Origin of the sequence: Burkholderia anthina (assembly GCF_902498995.1) — a bacterium.
GTDB classification, from domain to species: Bacteria; Pseudomonadota; Gammaproteobacteria; order Burkholderiales; family Burkholderiaceae; genus Burkholderia; species Burkholderia anthina.
Genome location: NZ_CABVLY010000039.1, coordinates 42,165 through 60,549, shown reverse-complemented (window position 1 = coordinate 60,549; position 18,385 = coordinate 42,165). Strand labels below are relative to the sequence as shown.

20 protein-coding genes are annotated in these 18,385 nt (G+C 67.2%); 8 read left to right on the top strand and 12 right to left on the bottom strand.

The genetic code is table 11. The features are described from left to right. Positions 1–594 precede the first annotated feature (594 nt). Positions 595–1,083 carry an aminoacyl-tRNA deacylase gene (locus tag BME24068_RS32700; RefSeq protein WP_096505238.1) on the bottom strand — a complete coding sequence of 163 codons (489 nt, stop codon included), beginning with the start codon at positions 1,081–1,083 and terminating at the stop codon, positions 595–597. 454 nt (positions 1,084–1,537) lie between these two features. Between BME24068_RS32700 and BME24068_RS32695 the strand changes: the two genes are divergently transcribed. Then, the gene (locus tag BME24068_RS32695; protein ID WP_096505236.1) at positions 1,538–1,825 is read left to right on the top strand and encodes a YciI-like protein; all 288 of its coding nucleotides are present in this window, start codon (positions 1,538–1,540) and stop codon (positions 1,823–1,825) included. 22 nt (positions 1,826–1,847) lie between these two features. Here BME24068_RS32695 and corA read toward each other — a convergent pair whose 3' ends face one another. Then, a complete protein-coding gene (gene corA / locus BME24068_RS32690) occupies positions 1,848–2,825 on the bottom strand; it encodes a magnesium/cobalt transporter CorA (protein WP_096505234.1) in 978 nt (325 codons plus the stop codon). Positions 2,826–3,004: 179 nt separating this feature from the next. Here corA and cydX point away from each other — a divergent pair, with 179 nt between their 5' ends. Continuing rightward, complete coding sequence (gene cydX / locus BME24068_RS32685) at positions 3,005–3,151, top strand: cytochrome bd-I oxidase subunit CydX (RefSeq protein WP_096505231.1); 147 nt, start codon at positions 3,005–3,007, stop codon at positions 3,149–3,151. Continuing rightward, the gene (locus BME24068_RS32680) at positions 3,148–3,774 is read left to right on the top strand and encodes a P-loop nucleotide/nucleoside kinase family protein (protein WP_096505229.1); all 627 of its coding nucleotides are present in this window, start codon (positions 3,148–3,150) and stop codon (positions 3,772–3,774) included. Before cydX ends, BME24068_RS32680 begins: the two co-directional genes overlap by 4 nt. 101 nt (positions 3,775–3,875) lie before the next feature. Here the strand turns inward: BME24068_RS32680 and BME24068_RS32675 are convergent, their stop codons facing one another. Next, complete coding sequence (locus BME24068_RS32675) at positions 3,876–4,976, bottom strand: saccharopine dehydrogenase family protein (RefSeq protein WP_040144221.1); 1,101 nt, start codon at positions 4,974–4,976, stop codon at positions 3,876–3,878. A gap of 125 nt (positions 4,977–5,101) precedes the next feature. On the opposite strand from BME24068_RS32675, the gene BME24068_RS32670 reads away from it, so the two are divergent. After that, positions 5,102–5,296 carry a hypothetical protein gene (locus tag BME24068_RS32670; RefSeq protein ID WP_174928551.1) on the top strand — a complete coding sequence of 65 codons (195 nt, stop codon included), beginning with the start codon at positions 5,102–5,104 and terminating at the stop codon, positions 5,294–5,296. A 124-nt stretch (positions 5,297–5,420) separates the two neighbouring features. Here BME24068_RS32670 and BME24068_RS32665 read toward each other — a convergent pair whose 3' ends face one another. Then, on the bottom strand, positions 5,421–5,885 hold the full coding sequence (locus tag BME24068_RS32665; RefSeq protein WP_006755043.1) for an Lrp/AsnC family transcriptional regulator: 465 nt from the start codon (positions 5,883–5,885) through the stop codon (positions 5,421–5,423). Between the two features lie 360 nt (positions 5,886–6,245). Here BME24068_RS32665 and BME24068_RS32660 point away from each other — a divergent pair, with 360 nt between their 5' ends. Both BME24068_RS32660 and BME24068_RS32655 read left to right on the top strand, forming a co-directional pair. Beyond that, positions 6,246–6,794, top strand: a complete 549-nt coding sequence (locus BME24068_RS32660; protein ID WP_096505227.1) for a Spy/CpxP family protein refolding chaperone — start codon at positions 6,246–6,248, stop codon at positions 6,792–6,794. 128 nt (positions 6,795–6,922) lie between these two features. Continuing rightward, a complete protein-coding gene (locus tag BME24068_RS32655; protein ID WP_174928550.1) occupies positions 6,923–7,354 on the top strand; it encodes a PGDYG domain-containing protein in 432 nt (143 codons plus the stop codon). Between the two features lie 33 nt (positions 7,355–7,387). Here the strand turns inward: BME24068_RS32655 and BME24068_RS32650 are convergent, their stop codons facing one another. From BME24068_RS32650 to BME24068_RS32615, 8 genes are all read right to left on the bottom strand, one after another. Continuing rightward, a complete protein-coding gene (locus BME24068_RS32650; RefSeq protein WP_174928549.1) occupies positions 7,388–7,750 on the bottom strand; it encodes a DUF3022 domain-containing protein in 363 nt (120 codons plus the stop codon). 13 nt (positions 7,751–7,763) lie between these two features. Continuing rightward, positions 7,764–8,552, bottom strand: a complete 789-nt coding sequence (locus tag BME24068_RS32645) for a YhfC family intramembrane metalloprotease (protein WP_174928548.1) — start codon at positions 8,550–8,552, stop codon at positions 7,764–7,766. A gap of 54 nt (positions 8,553–8,606) precedes the next feature. After that, on the bottom strand, positions 8,607–9,650 hold the full coding sequence (locus BME24068_RS32640) for a LacI family DNA-binding transcriptional regulator (RefSeq protein ID WP_174928547.1): 1,044 nt from the start codon (positions 9,648–9,650) through the stop codon (positions 8,607–8,609). Positions 9,651–10,008: 358 nt separating this feature from the next. Continuing rightward, positions 10,009–10,974: an NAD(P)-dependent oxidoreductase gene (locus tag BME24068_RS32635; RefSeq protein ID WP_174928546.1), complete on the bottom strand. Its 966-nt coding sequence runs from the start codon at positions 10,972–10,974 to the stop codon at positions 10,009–10,011. 4 nt (positions 10,975–10,978) lie between these two features. Then, positions 10,979–12,259 carry an MFS transporter gene (locus BME24068_RS32630; RefSeq protein ID WP_124830450.1) on the bottom strand — a complete coding sequence of 427 codons (1,281 nt, stop codon included), beginning with the start codon at positions 12,257–12,259 and terminating at the stop codon, positions 10,979–10,981. Between the two features lie 250 nt (positions 12,260–12,509). Continuing rightward, the gene (locus tag BME24068_RS32625; RefSeq protein ID WP_174928545.1) at positions 12,510–13,502 is read right to left on the bottom strand and encodes a sugar kinase; all 993 of its coding nucleotides are present in this window, start codon (positions 13,500–13,502) and stop codon (positions 12,510–12,512) included. 28 nt (positions 13,503–13,530) lie between these two features. Then, positions 13,531–14,295, bottom strand: coding sequence for a sugar phosphate isomerase/epimerase (locus BME24068_RS32620; protein WP_174928544.1), 765 nt, complete (start codon positions 14,293–14,295; stop codon positions 13,531–13,533). Positions 14,296–14,458: 163 nt separating this feature from the next. Further along, positions 14,459–15,352, bottom strand: a complete 894-nt coding sequence (locus BME24068_RS32615) for a LysR family transcriptional regulator (protein WP_096505211.1) — start codon at positions 15,350–15,352, stop codon at positions 14,459–14,461. A 111-nt stretch (positions 15,353–15,463) separates the two neighbouring features. Between BME24068_RS32615 and BME24068_RS32610 the strand changes: the two genes are divergently transcribed. Further along, positions 15,464–16,531, top strand: a complete 1,068-nt coding sequence (locus BME24068_RS32610) for a YeiH family protein (RefSeq protein WP_174928543.1) — start codon at positions 15,464–15,466, stop codon at positions 16,529–16,531. Between the two features lie 115 nt (positions 16,532–16,646). Further along, complete coding sequence (locus BME24068_RS32605) at positions 16,647–18,380, top strand: ClcB-like voltage-gated chloride channel protein (protein ID WP_203368169.1); 1,734 nt, start codon at positions 16,647–16,649, stop codon at positions 18,378–18,380. Positions 18,381–18,385: the final 5 nt, after the last annotated feature.

Sequence of the window (18,385 nt, the reverse complement as noted above, 5' to 3'; positions counted from 1 at the left end):
CAGCATGCGCCGAAACCCTCGAACTACGACATTTCAACTTTGCCCAGATACGACATTACAACTTTGCTCTTACAACGTTTCGGTTGATAATTATGATTATGTCAAATAACAAATTCGCCGGAAACCACCACTGAACATCGGTGGATCTTGACCAGTCCGCCACCCCTCACTTTCGCGGAGCAATCTTTACGAGTTCTTTGCGCGCATCCGGAAAGTACTCGTTGGCCTGCTCGAGCGTAAGAAAATACGGCGCTCGAGCTTCCGCAGCAATCTCCAGAAACTGACCGCAATTCGTGCATCGGTACAGCTCCACGTGCCTGGAAATATTTATACCAAAATATTCATAGTTAGAACGCGTTCTGCCAAAGCTGCGACACTTCTCGCACGACATCCGCATCTCCTAATCGGGTCCGTCTTCCAGACTCAACTAGTTTAAAAAATTCTTCAAGCATCCCGCCTCATCGGTTGCCGCCAACCACCGGTTCCAGCACGCCGCCGCCTCGACGAAATCAGCGGCGCACGGTTGCCTCCGCGTCCGCCCACCGCCCACCGGACGCCGTCTCCCCCCATCGCAAACCACCCGCGCCAAGCCGATCACGACACCCACATTCCCTGCATCCTGTGCGAGAAATGCGCGCGCTCGGCCGTCTCCATCAGCGACAGGAATTCGTCCTGCATCATGTGGATCAGCGCTTCGTGGTCGCCGGCTTCGAAATACACTTCCGGCTGCTCCGCGAGATGCTCCTCGAGGAACGTCTTCATCCCGTAGGCCATGCACACCGGCGGCAACGCGCCCATGTCGCAATCCTTGAACAGTTCGCGCAGCTCGATTTCCCTGGCGAGCACGAGATGGCGGCCGGTCTTGACCCAGAGGTCCGACAGCCGCACCGCGTGCGACGTCGGCAGCACGGCGGCGACGTAGCCTTCGTCGTCCTCGAGCAGCACGGTTTTCGCGAGACGATTGCCGGGGATATGCGCGGCGGCGGCCGTCTCCATGCTGGTATGGCTATACGGGTGGTACACGACTTCGTACCGCGATGACTTCTGGCGCAGGCAATCCTGCAGGGTGGCTGATACAGGCATGGCACACCTCGTCTGGGCGAATTGGGCGAACGAAGTTCGCACCGGATTCGTTCAGCATAGGTCGCATTCTGGCCAATGGAAACGCCCTCGCGCGGCGTCCGTACGGGCCGGCCGACGGCCGGCTGCGGCCCCTTTTCCGACGGTTCGTCCGCCCTCGCCGGCATGTGAAATCCGGACCCGGAATACGCTCATCGAGCCACCTTTCCTGAAGACAAAGTTCGCCGATGGACGTCTCGTCGCGACAGCACATCGCAATCCGACGACGGACCAGCGCTAGACCGTTAGTTGCATTTAAAGGAAAAAACAGGAACGCAAAAATGCCCAGCGGCGTCGCCACGCGAACTCGTCCGAACACGCCGGGCGAATCGCCGCGAGCCGCGCCGACAAAGACCGAACCGTGTCCTATACTGAGCCGGCCGCCGCCCCCGCGCGGCAACCGATTCCGGGAGCGACCATGCATTACCAGCTGATCTACGATCTCGTCGACGATTACCTGGCCCGGCGCGAACCGTTCCGCGCCGAGCACCTCGCACTCGCGCAGGCCGCAACCGAACGCGGCGAGCTCGTGCTCGCCGGCGCGTTGCAGGATCCGGCCGACCTGGCCGTGCTCGTGTTCGAAGGCGATTCGCCGGAGGCCGCCGAATCGTTCGCGCGCGCCGATCCGTACGTGCAGAACGGCCTCGTCAAGTCGTGGCGCGTGCGGCCATGGCGTGTCGTGGTCGGCAAGCACGCACCGCGCTAGCCGCGCACGGCGACAGGCGCGGCTACAGCCACCCCGCCCGCTTGAACCGCCACCACAGCCCGAGATCGGCCGCGAGCATCACCGCGATGCAGCCGTAGAAGCCGTATTTGAGATGCAGCTCGGGCATGTTCGCGAAGTTCATCCCGTAGATGCCGGCGATCATCGTCGGAATCGCGAACAGCGCGGCGAACGAACCGAGCCGCTTGGTCACCTCGTTCTCGGCGAGCGAGATCATCCCGAGGTTGACCTGGATCGCGGTCACGACCATCTCGCGCCGCCCTTCGATCGTCTTCACGATCCGCTGCAGATGGTCGTACACGTCGCGGAAATAATGTTCCATCCCGCTGCAGACCTGCGGAATCCGGCCGCCGGTGAGCTTCGCGAGCGGTTCGAGCAGCGGCGCCGTGTGCTGGTACAGCATCACGAGCCGACGCTTGAGCGAATAGAGATCCTCGATGATCGCGCGCGACGATGACGGCGAAGCCTTCGTGAAGATGCGGTCCTCGAGCTCCTCGAGCTCGCTGCCGAGCGTCTCGAGGATCGGGAAATAGCGATCGACGATCTGGTCCATCAGCGCATAGAACACGAACGCCGAGCCTTCCTTCAGCAGATGCGGCTCGCGCTCGCAGCGCTTGCGCACCTCGCGGAAGTCCTGTTCCGTATGGTTGCGGATCGACAGCACGTAGTTCGAGCCGACGAACACGTTCATCTCGCCGACCTTGAATTCGTCGTCGTCGTCGAGTTCGACCGTGTGCAGCACGGCGAACAGCGAGTCGCCGTACTCCTCGATCTTCGCCCGCTGATGCCCGTTGCGGGCATCCTCGAGCGCCAGCTCGTGCAGCCCGAACTCTTCGCCCATCAGATCGATTTCCTCGGGCGTCGGATCCTTCAGCGCCACCCACACGAAACACTCGGGTTTCGACACGTAGTCACTGATGGCGTCGATATCGATGTCGGCCAGCTTGCGGCCGTCCTGGTATGCAGCACAGTTGATCAGCATGGTGTCCGTGATGTTGCCGTTTGCGCGTCAGTTTACCGGTTTGCCGCGCCGGCGGCCCGGCTTGCGCGTCGCGCCGATATTGGTCATGATCGAACTGCATGCGCCGCAGGCTGCACGCGGCATCGCTTCGACAGGCTCACGGCACGCTCGTGCGCCCCAACCGTCCAGGAGACAAGCCCATGTGGTATTTCGCGTGGATACTCGGCATCGGTGTGGCCCTCGGCTTCGGCATCATCAATGCGATGTGGCTGGAAGCGGAAGTGTTCTCGCGCGACGACAAGCGCTCCGACACGTCGCGTGCGGGTTCGCGGAGCCGGTATTCGTGACCCACCTGGTGTTCTTTTGCGGCCATGCCGGCACCGGCAAGACCACGCTCGCGAAGCGGCTGATCGGGCCGCTGATGCGCGCGACCGGCGAGGCCTTCTGCCTGCTCGACAAGGACACGCTGTACGGCCGCTACAGCTCGGCCGCGATGGGCGCCCTCACGTCGGACCCGAACGACCGCGACAGCCCGCTCTATCTGAAGCATCTGCGCGACCCCGAATACCAGGGCCTGCTCGACACCGCCCGCGAAAACCTCGCGCTCGGCATCGGCGCGCTGGTGGTCGGCCCGCTGTCGCGCGAAGTACGCGACCGGCGCATCCTCGATCGCGCGTGGCTCGGCATTGCGCCCGACGTCACGCTGACCGTCGTCTGGGTTCATACGGCCGAAGACGTCGCGCACGAGCGGATCGTCGCGCGCGGCAACCCGAACGACGCCTACAAGCTCGCGCACTGGGACGAATACCGGCAACGCCGCTTCGTGCCGACCGGCGACGAATGCGACGGGATCGTGATGTTCGACAATACCGCGCCGTCCGACGCCGACGTCGAGACGCTGCTGTACCGCATCGCGCCCCCGGCGCCGCCCGTGCCGCAAGCGACGATCGTTCCGCCGCTGCCGGCCTGAACGGGCCACCGCCCTTCTCTTCTTCCGTGCCTAAAAAACAACGCCGGAAGCGCTGCTGCGCTCCCGGCGTCGTCACACGGCCCTCGTGCCATCGATCCGCGTCAGGCGACTTCGTGCACGCGCTCCATCGTGCCGCCTTCGTACAGCTTGCCGAAGCGGTTCGCGAGGAACGCCTTCAGCGACACTTTTTCCTGCGGGATGAAGCCGCTCTGCGGCAGCTTCTTTTCGCGGAACAGATCCAGCACCGCACACATCGCGCCGGCCGTCGTGATCTGGATCGCGCTCATGTGCATCCCGCACACGTCCTTCGCGAAGATCTTGCGGGTGAACACGTCCTGCACGAGCTGGCCGTCCTTCACGCCCGTCACCGTGACGAACACGAGCACGACGTCCTGCTTCGTCGACGGCACGGCGCGGCGCATGATCGACTTCAGCGTGTCGCGGTCGCTCGACAGGCGCAGGTCTTCGAGCAGGAACTGCACGAGTTCGCGGTGGCCCGGATAGCGCACCGACTTGTAGTCGAGCGTCTCGACCTTGCCCGACAGCGTCTCGCACAGCGTGCCCAGGCCGCCCGACGTATTGAACGCTTCGTATTCGGTGCCGTCCAGCGAGAAGTGCTCGAGGCCTTCGAGCGGCTGCACCCACTGCTTGCGGCCGTCGCGGATCGCTTCGCACGGCTGGCAGTATTCGTTGATCAGACCGTCGACGCTCCACGTCAGGTTGTACTTCAGCGCATTGGTCGGATACTCGGGCAGCGCGCCGACGCGCATCTTCACGTCGCGCACTTCGCTGAAGCCGTTCACGAGCTCGTGTGCGGCGATGCCGATGAAGCCCGGTGCGAGGCCGCACTGCGGCATGAATGCACGGTCCGAACCGTCGGCGAGTTCGCGGATTGCGTGGGTCGCGCGCACGTCTTCGGTCAGGTCGAAGTAGTGAACGCCGGCAGCCTTCGCAGCGGCCGCGACGTTGACCGCGAGGTAGTACGGCAGCGCGTTGACGAGCGCATCGAAACCCTTCACGGCTTCACGGATCGCATTGGCGTCGGCCGAATCGACACGCTGCGTCGCGATCCCTTCGCGCGACAGCTTCGCGAGCGCATCGGCATCGCGGTCGAACGCGACAACTTCGTAGTCGCCCGTTTCACGCAGCATGTGAGCAATGGTGTGGCCGATCAGACCTGCGCCGACGATGGCGATTTTCATGCGCTTATCTCCTGATGATGGGTTTGGTGTTTGTGTACGGCGTCGAGCCATGAACACAGTTTAGGGACGCGCAAAATCAGTTCCAAGACGAAGAATGATGCGAAACGACCGATGGATTCGACGGAATGACGACATTTTTCGTCGTAACGACCAAACCGTCTGAAAATCGTATCAATCGCCGGCTGCAACGGGCCGCGCAAGCGGCGTCCGGGCGCTCGGAAAGAACGAACTCAAACGGGGTCGAGGCGGAATGCAGGAAGGCGCATGAGCCGTTGCTCGCGCCGGCACCGGCAGCAGTCGACGCAACGACGCCGGCGTGACGATGCGCACGCCAACGCGCCGCCCTGCGGCAAGCGCAAACGGCGAGCGTCAATGAAAGATAAAGGAGGAAGGCCTGCGCAACGATCGCGCTGCGACGTCACGCGCGACGCCGCACGCGACGCATTACCCGCCGATCGTGCCGCGATCGATCTTGCGCGACAGAATGATCGACGTCGTCGTGCGCTCGACGCCCTCGAGCGTGCCGATCTGGTCGAGCAGATCGTTGAGGCGCTCCGGCGAATCGGCGCGCAGCCAGGCGACATAGTCGTACTCGCCGCTCACCGCGCACAGCAACTGCACCTCGGGCATCCGGTCGAGCCTGCGCAGCACGTCCTTGCCGAACTTCGGCGTGAGGATGATGCCGACGTACGCGTAAATGCTCGCATCGAGCACATCCTGTCCGAGCCTCACGCTGTATCCGGCAATCACGTTCGTCCGCTCGAGCCGCGCGATGCGTGCGACGACGGTCGTGCGCGCGACGTCGAGCTGCCGCGCGAGATCGGCGACGCTTGCGCGCGCATCCGCTTGCAGCAGCGCAACGAGTTGCCGGTCGAGGTCGTCGAGTTGGTCGAGGCGGGGTGGACGCATGAGGCTGGGCCGGCGTGCAGCGCACCGGCGAAATGGAACGTGACGCGATGATAGCGCCGAACGCCGGGCCGCCCAACCGGGATCGTGCATCGTGGCAACGATCGCACCGGGACATCGCGCGGCCTGTTTCGCACGCATCGATCGCGCGCCGATCGAGCGCTGCCGTCGTCGCCCGAACGTGCCCGACACCGCGTCCACCCACTATGTCCCTTTCAATTTCTATTCGTATCGGTTGTAAGCAAGTGTCGCTTTCGCTGTCGTGTCGTGCACAACGTGCTACTAATAGCGGCGACGCGAGATGCGCGCTCGCGGCAGTTGCCGCCGCGCCCGCTCGCACGACACCACCCCGGAGAGCCAACCATGAAGAAAATCTCGCTCACCCTCGCTACGCTCGTCGTTGCGGCCAGTGCATTCGCGCAGACCCAACCGCAATCGCAGCCCGCTCCGGCCGCGGCCACGCCGACGGCCGCGTCGGCACCGAGCGCCGAGCAGCGTGCGGCGCACCGTGAAGCGCGCATCGAGCAGCGCATCAAGTATCTGCACGACCAGTTGAAGATCACGTCGGCGCAGGAACCGCAGTGGAAAACGTTCGCCGACGCGATGCGCGAGAACGGCGAAACGATGGGCCGCCTCTATCGCGCGCGGATCGAGAACCACAACGTGTCGGCGGTCGACGACGTGAAGCAGTACGCGGAGCTCGCGCAGGCGAACGCGGACGGCGCGAAGAAGCTCGCCGACGCCTTCGCGCCGCTCTACGAGAGCTTCCCGGCCGAACAGAAGGCGCTGGCCGACACGACGTTCCGCAACTGGCTGCACCACGGCGGCGAACACCGCGGCAAGGGCAAGGCCAGGAGCAAGGAAGGCAAGGCAGCCGCCGCGCCCGCCGCAAGCGCTCCCGCCCAGCCCTGATCTCCGCATTGCCGGCGCCGCGCTGCCCGTCCGGGCCGAACGGCGCCGCGCGTCCCGCAGGCAGTCGGCGCGTCACACGGCGCGCCGATTTCGGGATAAGCTGCCGGCTTTTCCCGCACTTCCCCGCCATGCTCGAACTCAAGCACCTCGATCTGCGTACCGATCCGCAGGCCCGTCGCGTCGTCAAGGACGAAACCGTCGCGGTCGCCTTCGCGGATGCCGACGGCGAACTGATGAGCCTCGAAGGCCCGAACCGCTACGTCGCGGGCGACGCGCTGATCACCGGTTCGACCGGCGATCGCTGGGTCGTGTCGCGCGCGCGCTTCGATGCCAAGTACCTGCCCGCGGACTCCGCGCTCGTGCACGGCGCGCCGGGCGCGTACCGGAACCGGCCGACCGTCGTGCTCGCCCGCCGGATGGACGAGCCGTTTACGATTGCCCGCTCGGAAAACGGCGACACGCTGCGCGGCATCGCCGGCGACTGGGTGATGCAATATGCGCCCGGCGACTACGGCGTCGTGCAGGCACAGCGCTTCGCGCAGGTCTACCACGACGCGTAACCGGCCGCGCCGGCATTGCGCCGGCGCTTACGCTTACGCGAAATCTTCGTCGAGTTCGAGTTCCGCGTCGCGCTCGATGGCCTGGCCGGCCGCGTGCCGCTCCTCGAGCGAACCCAGCATCGCTTCCGTATACGCATGCAGCACCGCGTGGCTGCGTGCGCGCTGCATCGGCCGAAGCGCCAGATAGCGCGCGAGCGCGGCCGGCACGATACGGATATCGAGCGTCATCCGCTTCGGCGTCGCGCCGAAACGCATCGCGAGCCAGTGCACGGACAGGAACCGCCCGCGCGCGTCGCTGCTTTCGACAAAACGCGTCTGCTCCGGAAAGAGATCGCAGATCACGCGCGCGAGCGCGTCGAATTCAGCGCTCCGGCATTCGATCAGATAGTCATCCATTCCCGCTCTCCCGTCAGGCCGCCGCACGCCGCGGCCGGCACGTTTTCACCAGCACGACGACCAGGATCGCGGTCAGCACGAAATACACGGCTTCGAGCCATCCGGCCGGCAGCACACGGACCTGGTAAAGCAGCGTCGGCGCGAGCGCGAGCGCATGCAGCACGATCGCGAGCGGCAGCACGCCTGCGCGGCCGGCGCGCACGCCGCGCCACACCAGCACCGACAGCGCGAGCTGCACCACGAAGCCCGAGCAGCGTTCGAGCAGCAACAACAGGATCGACGGCGCCGACAGCGTCGCCAGCATCACGTGCAGCCGCACGACGGTATCGCCCGGCAGGTCCGCGAGCTGCGTTTCGAGCTGGCCGCGGCTCGCGAGCCACGCGAGATACGACCACTGGCCCCACACGAGCACGCCGACGAACCACGCTTCGGCGCCCGCATGGCCGATCCCGTAGCCGATGCCGCGACCATCGCCGGCCGATGCGCCATAGCGGCGATTCAGGAAACGCATCCCCAGATAGCGGCCGGCTTCCTCGAATACGGCGGTCGCGAGCGCGCTGTATGCGACGAACGCGAGCGGCTGCGTGAGCCACCCGCCTGCCGGCGTCTGGCTCAGCACGAGACCGTGGAAAGCGCGTTCGACGATCATCGCGAACAGCGTGAAGACGGCGACGCCGACGATCGTGTCGCGGCGGTCGAGCGCAAGCGGCTTGCGCAAAATACGGAAGAGAACGAACGGCAGCAGCGCGATGATCAGCGTGGCGGCGATCAGCACCGCCAGCGTGACGGGGGCGACAGTCATGTATTTCCTTGTTCAGGGCAGCGCACCTGACGCGCTGCGTGCCCCGAATGATACTCAGCTTGCCGTCGACGCGCGCGCAATCAACTCGCCGGGCAGCATCGCGACGCGCACGTCGCCGGCCGCGCCGTCGATGCGTTCGTGCACGAATTCGACGGCCTTGTAGCCGATTTCGTAGGTCGGCTGGCGAATCGTCGTGATGCCGATCAGCTCGGCCCACTCGGGATCGTCGATCGACAGCAGCGCGGCCTTTGCCTGCCACGCGGCACCGAAACGCGCGCGCAGATGGCGCGCGATCGCGAGCGCGACCGGCGCGTTCGCGGCGAACAGCGCCGCGCGCACGCCGCGTTGCGTCGCGGCGTCGATGCGCGCGTCGAGGTCGGCGAGCGCCGCCGCGGCCGCATCGGGTTCGTTCAGGTCGAGTACGACCGTCGGCGGCACCGGCAGCCCGCGCGCGTCGAGCGCCGCGCGGAAGGCGGCCTCGCGCACGCGCCGCGAACTGACCTGCTCGAACGGCTGCACGACGAAATGGATCGCATCGAAGCCGCGCTCGATCAGGTGCGCGAGCGCCGTCTCGATCGCATCGGCGTTGTCGAGGCCGATCAGGTCGGCCTCGAAGCCCTCGACGGTCCGGTCGACGAGCACGGCCGGAATGCCGCCGCCGCGCAGCGGGCGCAGCACTTCCTCTTCGGCGCCGAGCGCGTTGACGATCAACCCTTCGACGCGATACGTCGTGAGCAGTTGCAGGAAGCGCCGCTCCATCTCGACTTCGTTCGCCGCGTGACAGATCAGCGGCATGTAGCCGAGCGCGTGACACGCGGCCTCGACGCCCTGCAGCACTTCGACGGTGTAGGGATTGGTCAGGTCGGCCGCGAGCATGCCGAGCAGCCGGTTGCGGCCGCGCTTGAGCCCGCGCGCCATCTGGTTCGGCCGGTAGTTGAGCCGGGCGATCGCCGCCTCGATCCGCTGGCGCAGATCGGCGGACAGCACGTGCGTCTCGCCGTTCAGGTAGCGAGAAACGCTGGTCTTGCCCGTGCCGGCTTCGCGCGCGACGTCGCTGATCGTCGCCGGACGCTGCGTGGTAAGTTGCGAATCGGTCAAGTCGTGCCTCGCGACGGTCGATCCGCGCCGCTTCATGTGCGGACGGACTTTGTTGTTGGATACGAAAGCCACCCGGCGCGGGCCGCTGTCGATCAGCGTCGGCGCTTCAGCGCCCATGCCGATCCGATGCCGCGCGATCGACCGAAGCCGGCGCATTCGCGCCCGCTCCGGTCATCTGCTGCAACGAACAGCGGCCGGCCGCACCGGATCTGGCACGGATGCCCGTCGCCGGACGCCGCCGGCAAGGTGGGCCGGGCCGCGGATGCGACGAGCGGGCGATCATAACGCAGCCTGCCCTCCGGTACCAATACTACCGGCTCTAATGGGGCCGGCGGCCTCGCCGGCCGGCCGTCGGCGCTCAGGCGCGCGCGAGCGCGCCGGGATTGACGAGATTCGTGCGCAGCGTGCCGGCCAGCGCGCCGACCAGGTTTTCCGCGGCGCAGCGCGCCATCGCGTGGCGCGTCTCGTGCGTCGCCGAGCCGATATGCGGCAGCGCGACGACGTTGCGCATCTGCAGCAGCGGCGAATCCGCCGGCAACGGCTCCTTCTCGAACACGTCGAGCCCCGCGCCGCGGATCGTGCCCGCGCGCAGCGCGTCGATCAGCGCGGCCTCGTCGACCACCGGCCCGCGCGATGCGTTGATCAGGATCGCGCCGCGCTTCATCTTCGCGAATTCGGCCGCGCCGATCATATGATGCGTTTGCGGCGACAGCGGCACCTGCAGGCACACGAAATCCGACTGCGCGAGCAAGGCGTCGAGCGTCACGCGGCGCGCGCCGTACTGCGTCTCGGCTTCCGCGTGCGCGGACCGGTTCGCATACAGCACCTGCATCCGGAAGCCGAGCGCCGCGCGGCGCGCGACCGCCCCGCCGATCCGCCCGAGCCCGACGATGCCGAGCGTCTTGCCCTGCACGTCGGTGCCGTACAGGTCGGGGCCGATGCTGCGCTGCCAGTGGCCCGCCTTCACCCACTCCGCCAGTTCGACCACGCGCCGCGCGGACGCGAGGATCAGCGAGAACACGGTGTCGGCGGTCGATTCGGTCAGCACGTCGGGCGTATGCGCGAGCACGATGCCGCGCCGCGTCAGGTCGTCGACGTCGAAGTTGTCGTAGCCGACCGAGATCGTCGACCAGGCCTTCAGCCGCGGCGCGCGATCGAGCATTTCGGGCGTGACCTTCAGGCTCGCGCCGATCGCGCCGTCCGCGTCGCCGAGCGCATCGGCGAGCGTGTCGGCGCCGTCGGCCTGCACGACCTCCGCATGCTCGCGCAGGTACGCGAGAACGTCATCGGGCAGCGGCTTGTACGCGACGATACGGGGCTTCATCGTTTCATTTTCCTTGCAGCGGCGCCGCGAGCGAGTGCTCGTCGCGCGCCTGGGGTTTGACGGACAGCGTGAGGATCACCGCCGCGACGAGCGCGACGCTCATGAACGCATACGATGCGACCGGCGACCCGGTCGCCCCGTTCAGGTAGCCGACGAAGTACGAGCCGACGAACGAGCCGAGCGCGCCCATGCTGTTGATCAGCGCCATCGCGCCGCCGGCGACGTTCTTCGGCAGCAGTTCCGGCACGATCGCGAAGAACGGGCCGTACGGGGCATACATCGCGGCGCCCGCGACGACGAGCAGCGCATACGAGATCCAGAAATGCGACGAGCCGAGCGCATACGACGCGGCGAATGCGGCAGCGCCGACCAGCAGGAACGGCCACACGAAGCCGCGGCGCGAGCCGACCTTGTCCGACGCCCACGATGCGACGAGCATCGCGATCGTCGCCGCGAGATACGGCAGCGCCGACAGCCAGCCGGTCGCGACCATCCCCAGTGCGGAGCCGTTCTTGACGATCGACGGCAGCCACAGCACGAAGCCGTACACGCCGATGCTCCAGCAGAAGTACTGTGCGCACAGCTTGATCACGGCCGGCGAACGGAACGCCTCGCCGTAGTTGCGCATCGGCTTGATCGCCGCCTGTTCGGCCGCGAGCGCCGCGTCGAGGTCGCGTTTCTCCTGTGCGGTGAGCCACGGCGATTCGGCCGGCTTGTCCTGCACGAGGAACCACCAGCACACGGCCCAGATCACGGCCGGCACGCCTTCGGCGATGAACATGTGGCGCCAGCCGAATTCGTGGACCAGATAACCGGACACGACCGACATCCACAACACCGTCACCGGGTTGCCGAGGATCAGGAACGTGTTCGCGCGCGAGCGCTCGTTCTTCGTGAACCAGTTGCTGATGTAGATCAGCATCGCGGGCATCACGGCCGCTTCGACGACGCCGAGCACGAACCGGATCGCCATCAGCGACGGGATGTTGCTGACGATGCCCGTGAGCGCCGCGCAGCCGCCCCACAGCACGAGGCTGACGAACACGAGCTTCTTGACGCTGCGGCGCTCCGCATAGATCGCGCCCGGGATCTGGAAGAAGAAGTAGCCGAGGAAGAACAGCGCGCCGATCAGCGACGACAGGCCCTTGCTGATCCCGAGGTCCTGGTTGATGCCGGCCGCCGCCGCGAACCCGTAGTTCGCGCGGTCGAGGTAAGCGAGGCTGTAGGTGATGAAGACGATCGGCATGATCGTCCACCAGCGTCGGGCTGCGAGATTGGCTGCCATCAGTGTGTCTCCTATGTCGGTGGGAGTTAGCGCTTCAGCGCTGACTCCCACCCCATGCCGCTGTTGGTGAGTGTTGGCGCTTCAGCGCCTACTCTCACCCTGCGGCGGTCGGTGGAAGCCGGCGCTTCAGCACTGCCCCCCACCCTTTCGGGAATCGACCGGCATCGGCGCATCGGCGCCGGATCCGGCCTCATGCAAAACCGTGCACGAAGCACGAACTGGGTCCGCGGATTGTGCCGTGCCCGGCCTCTCATTGCGCGGCGGCGGTTTCCTGCAAGCGCTCGGCGCAATTGTCGACGTTTTCGAGCCGATCGAGTGCCGCACGGGTCGGCAGGCCTTCCGAGTCGCCGATCACCTGGATCGCCAGCGCCCCGATGCGGTTGCCGCGCGCGACGGCCTGCTCCACGGAGCGGCCTTCCAGCAGCGCGCTGACCACACCGACCGCGAAGCCGTCGCCGGCCCCGACCGTGTCGACCACGTTCGCGACGCGCTCGCCGGTCACCGTGCCCTCGCGGCCGTCGGCCGTGCGGAAGTACGCGCCTTCGGCACCCAGCTTGATCACCACGCCGCGCGCACCCTGCGCCAGGTAGAAACCCGCGATGTCGGCCGGCGCGTCGTGCCCGGTAAGCTGCCGCCCTTCGGACAGGCCCGGCAGCACCCAGTCGGCGAGTGCCGCCAGCGCGTTCAGCGTCGTCGCCATCACGTCGGCGGACGGCCACAGCGTCGGGCGCAGGTTCGGGTCGAACGAAATCGTCTTGCCGGCCGCGCGCATCTCGCGTGCGAGACGAAACGCGAGCTCGCACGACGTCGCGGAGATCGCCGGCGCGACACCCGTCAGGTGCAGGTGACGCGCGCCGAGCACGTAGTCGGCCACGTAGTCGTCGCACGACAGGTGGCTCGCGGCGGAGCCCTTGCGGAAATATTCGACGGCCGGGTCGCTGCCGTCGTCGTTGCGCGACTTCAGCTGGAAGCCGGTCGGATAGCGCGGATCGACGGTCACGCACGACGCATCGATGCCTTCGCGCGCCAGCGTGTCGAGCACGTAGCCGCCGAACGAATCGCGGCCGACCCGGCTCATCCAGCCGACCCGGAAGCCGAGCCGCGACAGGCCGATCGCCACGTTCAGGTCCGCGCCCGCGATCCGCTTCGTGAATTGCGCCGCGTGCGCGAGGTGGCCCGGCTCGGCGGCGACGAACATCGCCATCGCTTCGCCGTAGGTCACGACATCGAGTGCTGCTTTCATGACTGAATTCCTCCGTGTCCTTCCGATGTCACGCGGCGGCGAGCCACGCGACGCGCCGGCCGGCATCGCCCGCCAGGTCGGCCGCATCGAACGGAAACTCGATGCCGCGCGGCACCGCTTGCGGCAAGGCCGCGAGCACGCCCGCGACGAGCGGATCGCCCGGCGCCGGGGCCACCGCGAAACGGCGCGCACCCTCGCCTTCAACGGCCTTGCAATGAATGTATTCCACATGCGGCGCGAGCACCTGCGCGCATGCGAGCGGCGCTTCGCCCGGCCACTGCCAGTTGCCGATATCGAACGTCATGCCGACCGCATCCGGCATGCCCGCGGCGCTCAACGCGGCGAACAGCCCGCGAAACTGCGCGAGCGCGCCGCCCACCGGCAGCTGGCCGTTCTCGACCACCACGCGGGCCCGCGCGCCGCGCGACAGCGCGACGAGGTCGGCCGCGTGCGCGTCGCCGGCGAAGCCGCCGAGCTGGAATTTGACGAAGCGCGCGCCGAGCGCGTCGGCTTCCACGAGCGTGTCGCGCAACGCGTCGGCATCGAGCGCGCCCGTTTCCGTATACAGCGTGGCCGGCGTCGAGTAGACCGACCACAGCCCGTGCGCGGCGAGTTCCGCGCCGAGCGCGGCCAGCGCGCCCGGCGTCGCGTCGTCGTCCGACGCGAACAACTCGCGCCGCACTTCGAAACCGGTCGCACTGGACGCCGCCGCGGTCTCGATGAATGCACGGTGGCCCTGCTGGCGCACGCGGTCCATCCCGAATGCACTCGCCACGATCACGATGTCTGCCATTTCTCGCCCTTTCTTTCCGAAATGGAACCGGTTCCATTTGCTTGAGACGGATGGTGCGCTTCGCCTTTGGCGTGCGCCATAGAGGAAATCCCTAGGCCGGACCGGCGTGCAAGTACGCGCCAGCCGACGCGCACCCGGCGTTCCCGGGCTGCGCCCGGCCCGCTTATCCGGCGTCGTGCGTGAGGCTCATGTCGAGGAACTGGACGGCCACGCGCGATGGCGCGGCACCGTGCGGCACGAGAATCGAGAAATGGCGCGTGAGCGGCTCGGGCGCCAGCGAACGCGCCACGAGCGCCGCATCCTGATGGCGCAGCGACATCGCGGACACGAAACCGACGCCCATCCCCGCGCGCACGGCTTCCTTCACGGCCTCGACGCCTGAAATCTCGAACGCGACGCGCATCGGCGCGCCGCCGTGCGCAAACGCACGCTCGACGAGCTGGCGCACGCCGGAGCCCTCCTCGCGCAACACGAGCGGATGCGCGGCGAGCGCGTCGAGCGCGACGCCCGCGTCGTACCCGGGCGCGGCGAGCGGATGCCCGGCCGGCACGATCGCGACGATCTCGTCCTCGTGCCACGCATGCACGGCGGTGCCGGGCGGCAGCGTCTCGCCGGGCGGCCCTTCGATCATCGCGATGTCGAGCGATGCCAGCGCGGCGACCACGTCGGCCGTATTGCCGCTCATCGTCTGGATCGCCACGCGCGGCGCGCGCGGCTGGAATGCCGCGATCAGGTACGGCAGCAGATAGCTGGCCGGTGTGGTGCTCGCACCGATGCGCAGCGTGCCGGCGTCGAGCCCGCGCACCGCGTCGCGAAACGCGCGCGCCTGCGCGAACGTGTCGCGCTGCGCCTTCGCGTATTGCGCGAGCTGTTCGCCGACCGGCGTCAGCCGGATGCCGCGGCCGTCGCGCTGGTACAGCGGCTCGCCGAACTCGTCCTGCAGCAGGCGCAACTGGCCCGATACGGCCGGCTGCGACAGATGCAGCGCGACAGCGGCACGGCTGATGTTCAGGTGTTCGGCGACGGCGGCGAACGTTATCAGTTGATCCGGGGTCATGGGGATGAATTATCGGCTTTCCGGATAGTTTACGTCACAAATCACAATTTTTCATATCGATATAACCAAATTAGGATTAGAACATCGCAACATGCTTCATACGGTGCCTCCATGTCCACTGCTCCGACTCCCCATCTTGGCCACGCCGCGCCGTCGATGCGCGGCCAGTTGAACGGCGTGCTGTTCGTCGCGCTGTTCGCCGCCGCCGTCACCAGCCTGTCGCAACTGCCGGCCGTCGCCGGGCTCGGCCTGTCGCCGCTGATCGTCGGGATCATCGCCGGCGCGCTGTACGGCAACGCGCTGCGCGACGGCATGCCGGCGAGCTGGGCGGCTGGCGTCAACTTTTCCGCGCGCAAGCTGCTGCGCATCGCGGTCGCGTTCTTCGGCTTGCGCGTGAGCCTGCAGGAAATCGCGCAGGTCGGCCTGCCGGGCCTCACGGTGTCGGTGCTGGTGGTCGTCAGTACGCTCGTGATCGGCACCTGGGTCGGCATGAAGGTGATGAAGCTCGATCGCGACGCGGCGCTGCTGACCGCCGCCGGCAGCGCGATCTGCGGCGCGGCCGCGGTGCTCGCGTTCGAGTCGACGCTGCAGTCGAAGCCGCACCAGAGCGCGATGGCCGTCGGTAGCGTCGTATTGTTCGGCACGCTGTCGATGTTCCTGTACCCGCTCGCGTATCACGCCGGCCTGCTCGATCTCGACTCCGCCGGCCTCGGCCTGTTCTTCGGCGGCACGATCCACGAGGTCGCGCAGGTGGTCGGCGCGGCAAGCGACATCAGCCCGCAGGTCACGCACGTCGCAACGATCGTCAAGATGACGCGCGTGATGCTGCTGGTGCCGGTGCTGCTCTCGCTCGGCTGGTGGCTCGCCCGCTCCGCACGGGCAACCGCCGACGGCGCGCAAGGCAAGCGCAAGGTGGCCGTGCCCTGGTTCGCGCTCGGCTTCCTCGGCTTCGTGATCGTCAACTCGCTGAACGTGCTGCCCGCCGACGTCACGCATACGCTGAACGTGCTCGATACCTTCGCGCTGACGATGGCGATGACGGCCCTGGGCATCGAAACGCGCGTCTCGCAGATCCGCGAGGCCGGCCCCCGCGCGCTGACCACCGGCCTGATCCTGTATGTGTGGCTGATCGCCGGCGGCTACGGCATCACGCTGGCCGTGCAGCACTGGCTTGGCTGAGCCGCACGCCCACGCCGCGACGAGCGCCGCGCCCGACGGGGAAGTCCCGCGGGCGCGGCGCAATGCTATGCTTCGCGACGGTTTCCCTCGTCCTCTTTTCCGCTCTCTTTCAGCCGTGCTCTCGTTCCTGCTGAAGCTGCGCACTCGCGCCCAAACGCTGTTCCGCCTGTCGGACGCCCATACGATGCTGATCTGGTCGGCCATCGTCGGCGTCGGCGGCGCCTTCGCCACGATGGCGTTCCGCGAAGGCATCGACCTGATGCAGCGCCTGATCTCGGGGCACAGCGGCAGCTTCGTGCAGATGGCGAAAAACCTGCCGTGGTACGTGCGGTTCTGGATGCCGGCCGCGGGCGGCTTCCTCGCCGGCTGCGTGCTGCTGCTCGCGACGCGCGGCGACAGGCAATCCGGCAAGACCGACTACATGGAAGCCGTCGCGCTCGGCGACGGCATCGTGCCGGTGCGGCAGAGCCTGTGGCGCAGCGTGTCGTCGCTGCTGACCATCGGCAGCGGCGGCTCGATCGGCCGCGAAGGCCCGATGGTGCAGCTCGCGGCGCTCGCCGCGTCGCTGGTCGGCCGCTTCGTGCACTTCGATCCGCCGCGTCTACGCCTGCTCGTCGCGTGCGGCGCCGCGGCCGGCATCACGTCCGCGTACAACGCGCCGATCGCCGGCGCGTTCTTCGTTTCCGAAATCGTGCTCGGCACGATCGCGATGGAAAGCTTCGGACCGATGGTCGTCGCGTCGGTCGTCGCGAACATCGTGATGCGCGAATTCGCCGGCTACCGGCCGCCGTACGAGATGCCGGTGTTCCCCGCCGTCACGGGCCCCGAGGTGCTGCTGTTCGTCGTGCTCGGCGCGCTGTGCGGCGTACTCGCGCCACAGTTCCTGCACCTGCTCGATGCGTCGAAGAACCAGTTCAAGCGGCTGCCCGTGCCGCTGCCGGTGCGGCTCGCGATCGGCGGCCTCGTCGTCGGCGTGATCTCGGTGTGGATTCCGGACGTGTGGGGCAACGGCTACAGCGTCGTGAACCACATCCTGCATTCGCCGTGGACCTGGCAGGCGCTCGTCGCGGTGCTGGTGTTCAAGATCGTCGCGACGGCCGCGACGGCCGGCTCCGGCGCGGTCGGCGGCGTCTTCACGCCGACGCTGTTCGTCGGCGCGGTGTTCGGCTCGCTGTTCGGGATCGCGATGAACGCGCTGTGGCCGGGCCACACGTCCGCGTACTTCGCGTATGCGATGGTCGGAATGGGCGCGTTCATGGCCGGCGCCACGCAGGCGCCGCTGATGGCGATCCTGATGATCTTCGAGATGACGCTGAGCTACCAGGTCGTGCTGCCGCTGCTGGTGTCGTGCGTGTTCGCGTATTTCGTCGCGCGTGCGACGGGCACGACGTCGATGTACGAGATCACGCTGCGCCACCACCAGGACGCGGAAGAACGGGTGCGCCTGCGCACCACGCAGATGCGCCAGTTGATCCAGCCCGCGCAGACGGTCGTGCCGCTCACCGCGAGCGTGGCCGACATGACGCGCGTGTTTCTCGAATATCCGGTGAAGTATCTGTACGTGACCGACGACACCGGGCGCTTTCGCGGTGCGGTCGCGCTGAAGGACATCACGTCCGACCTGCTCGACAAGCGCGATACGACCGACAAGACGGCCGCGCACTACGCGCATACGCCGTTTCCGCTGCTCACGCCCGACATGCCGCTCGCGAGCGCGCTCGAACGCTTCATGGCGTTCCAGGGCGAACGGCTGCCGGTGATCGAAAGCGAAGCCGAGCCGACGCTCGCGGGCGTGGTCTACAAGACGTCGCTGCTCGACGCGTACCGGCGGATGACGGGCGAGCGCTGACGGGC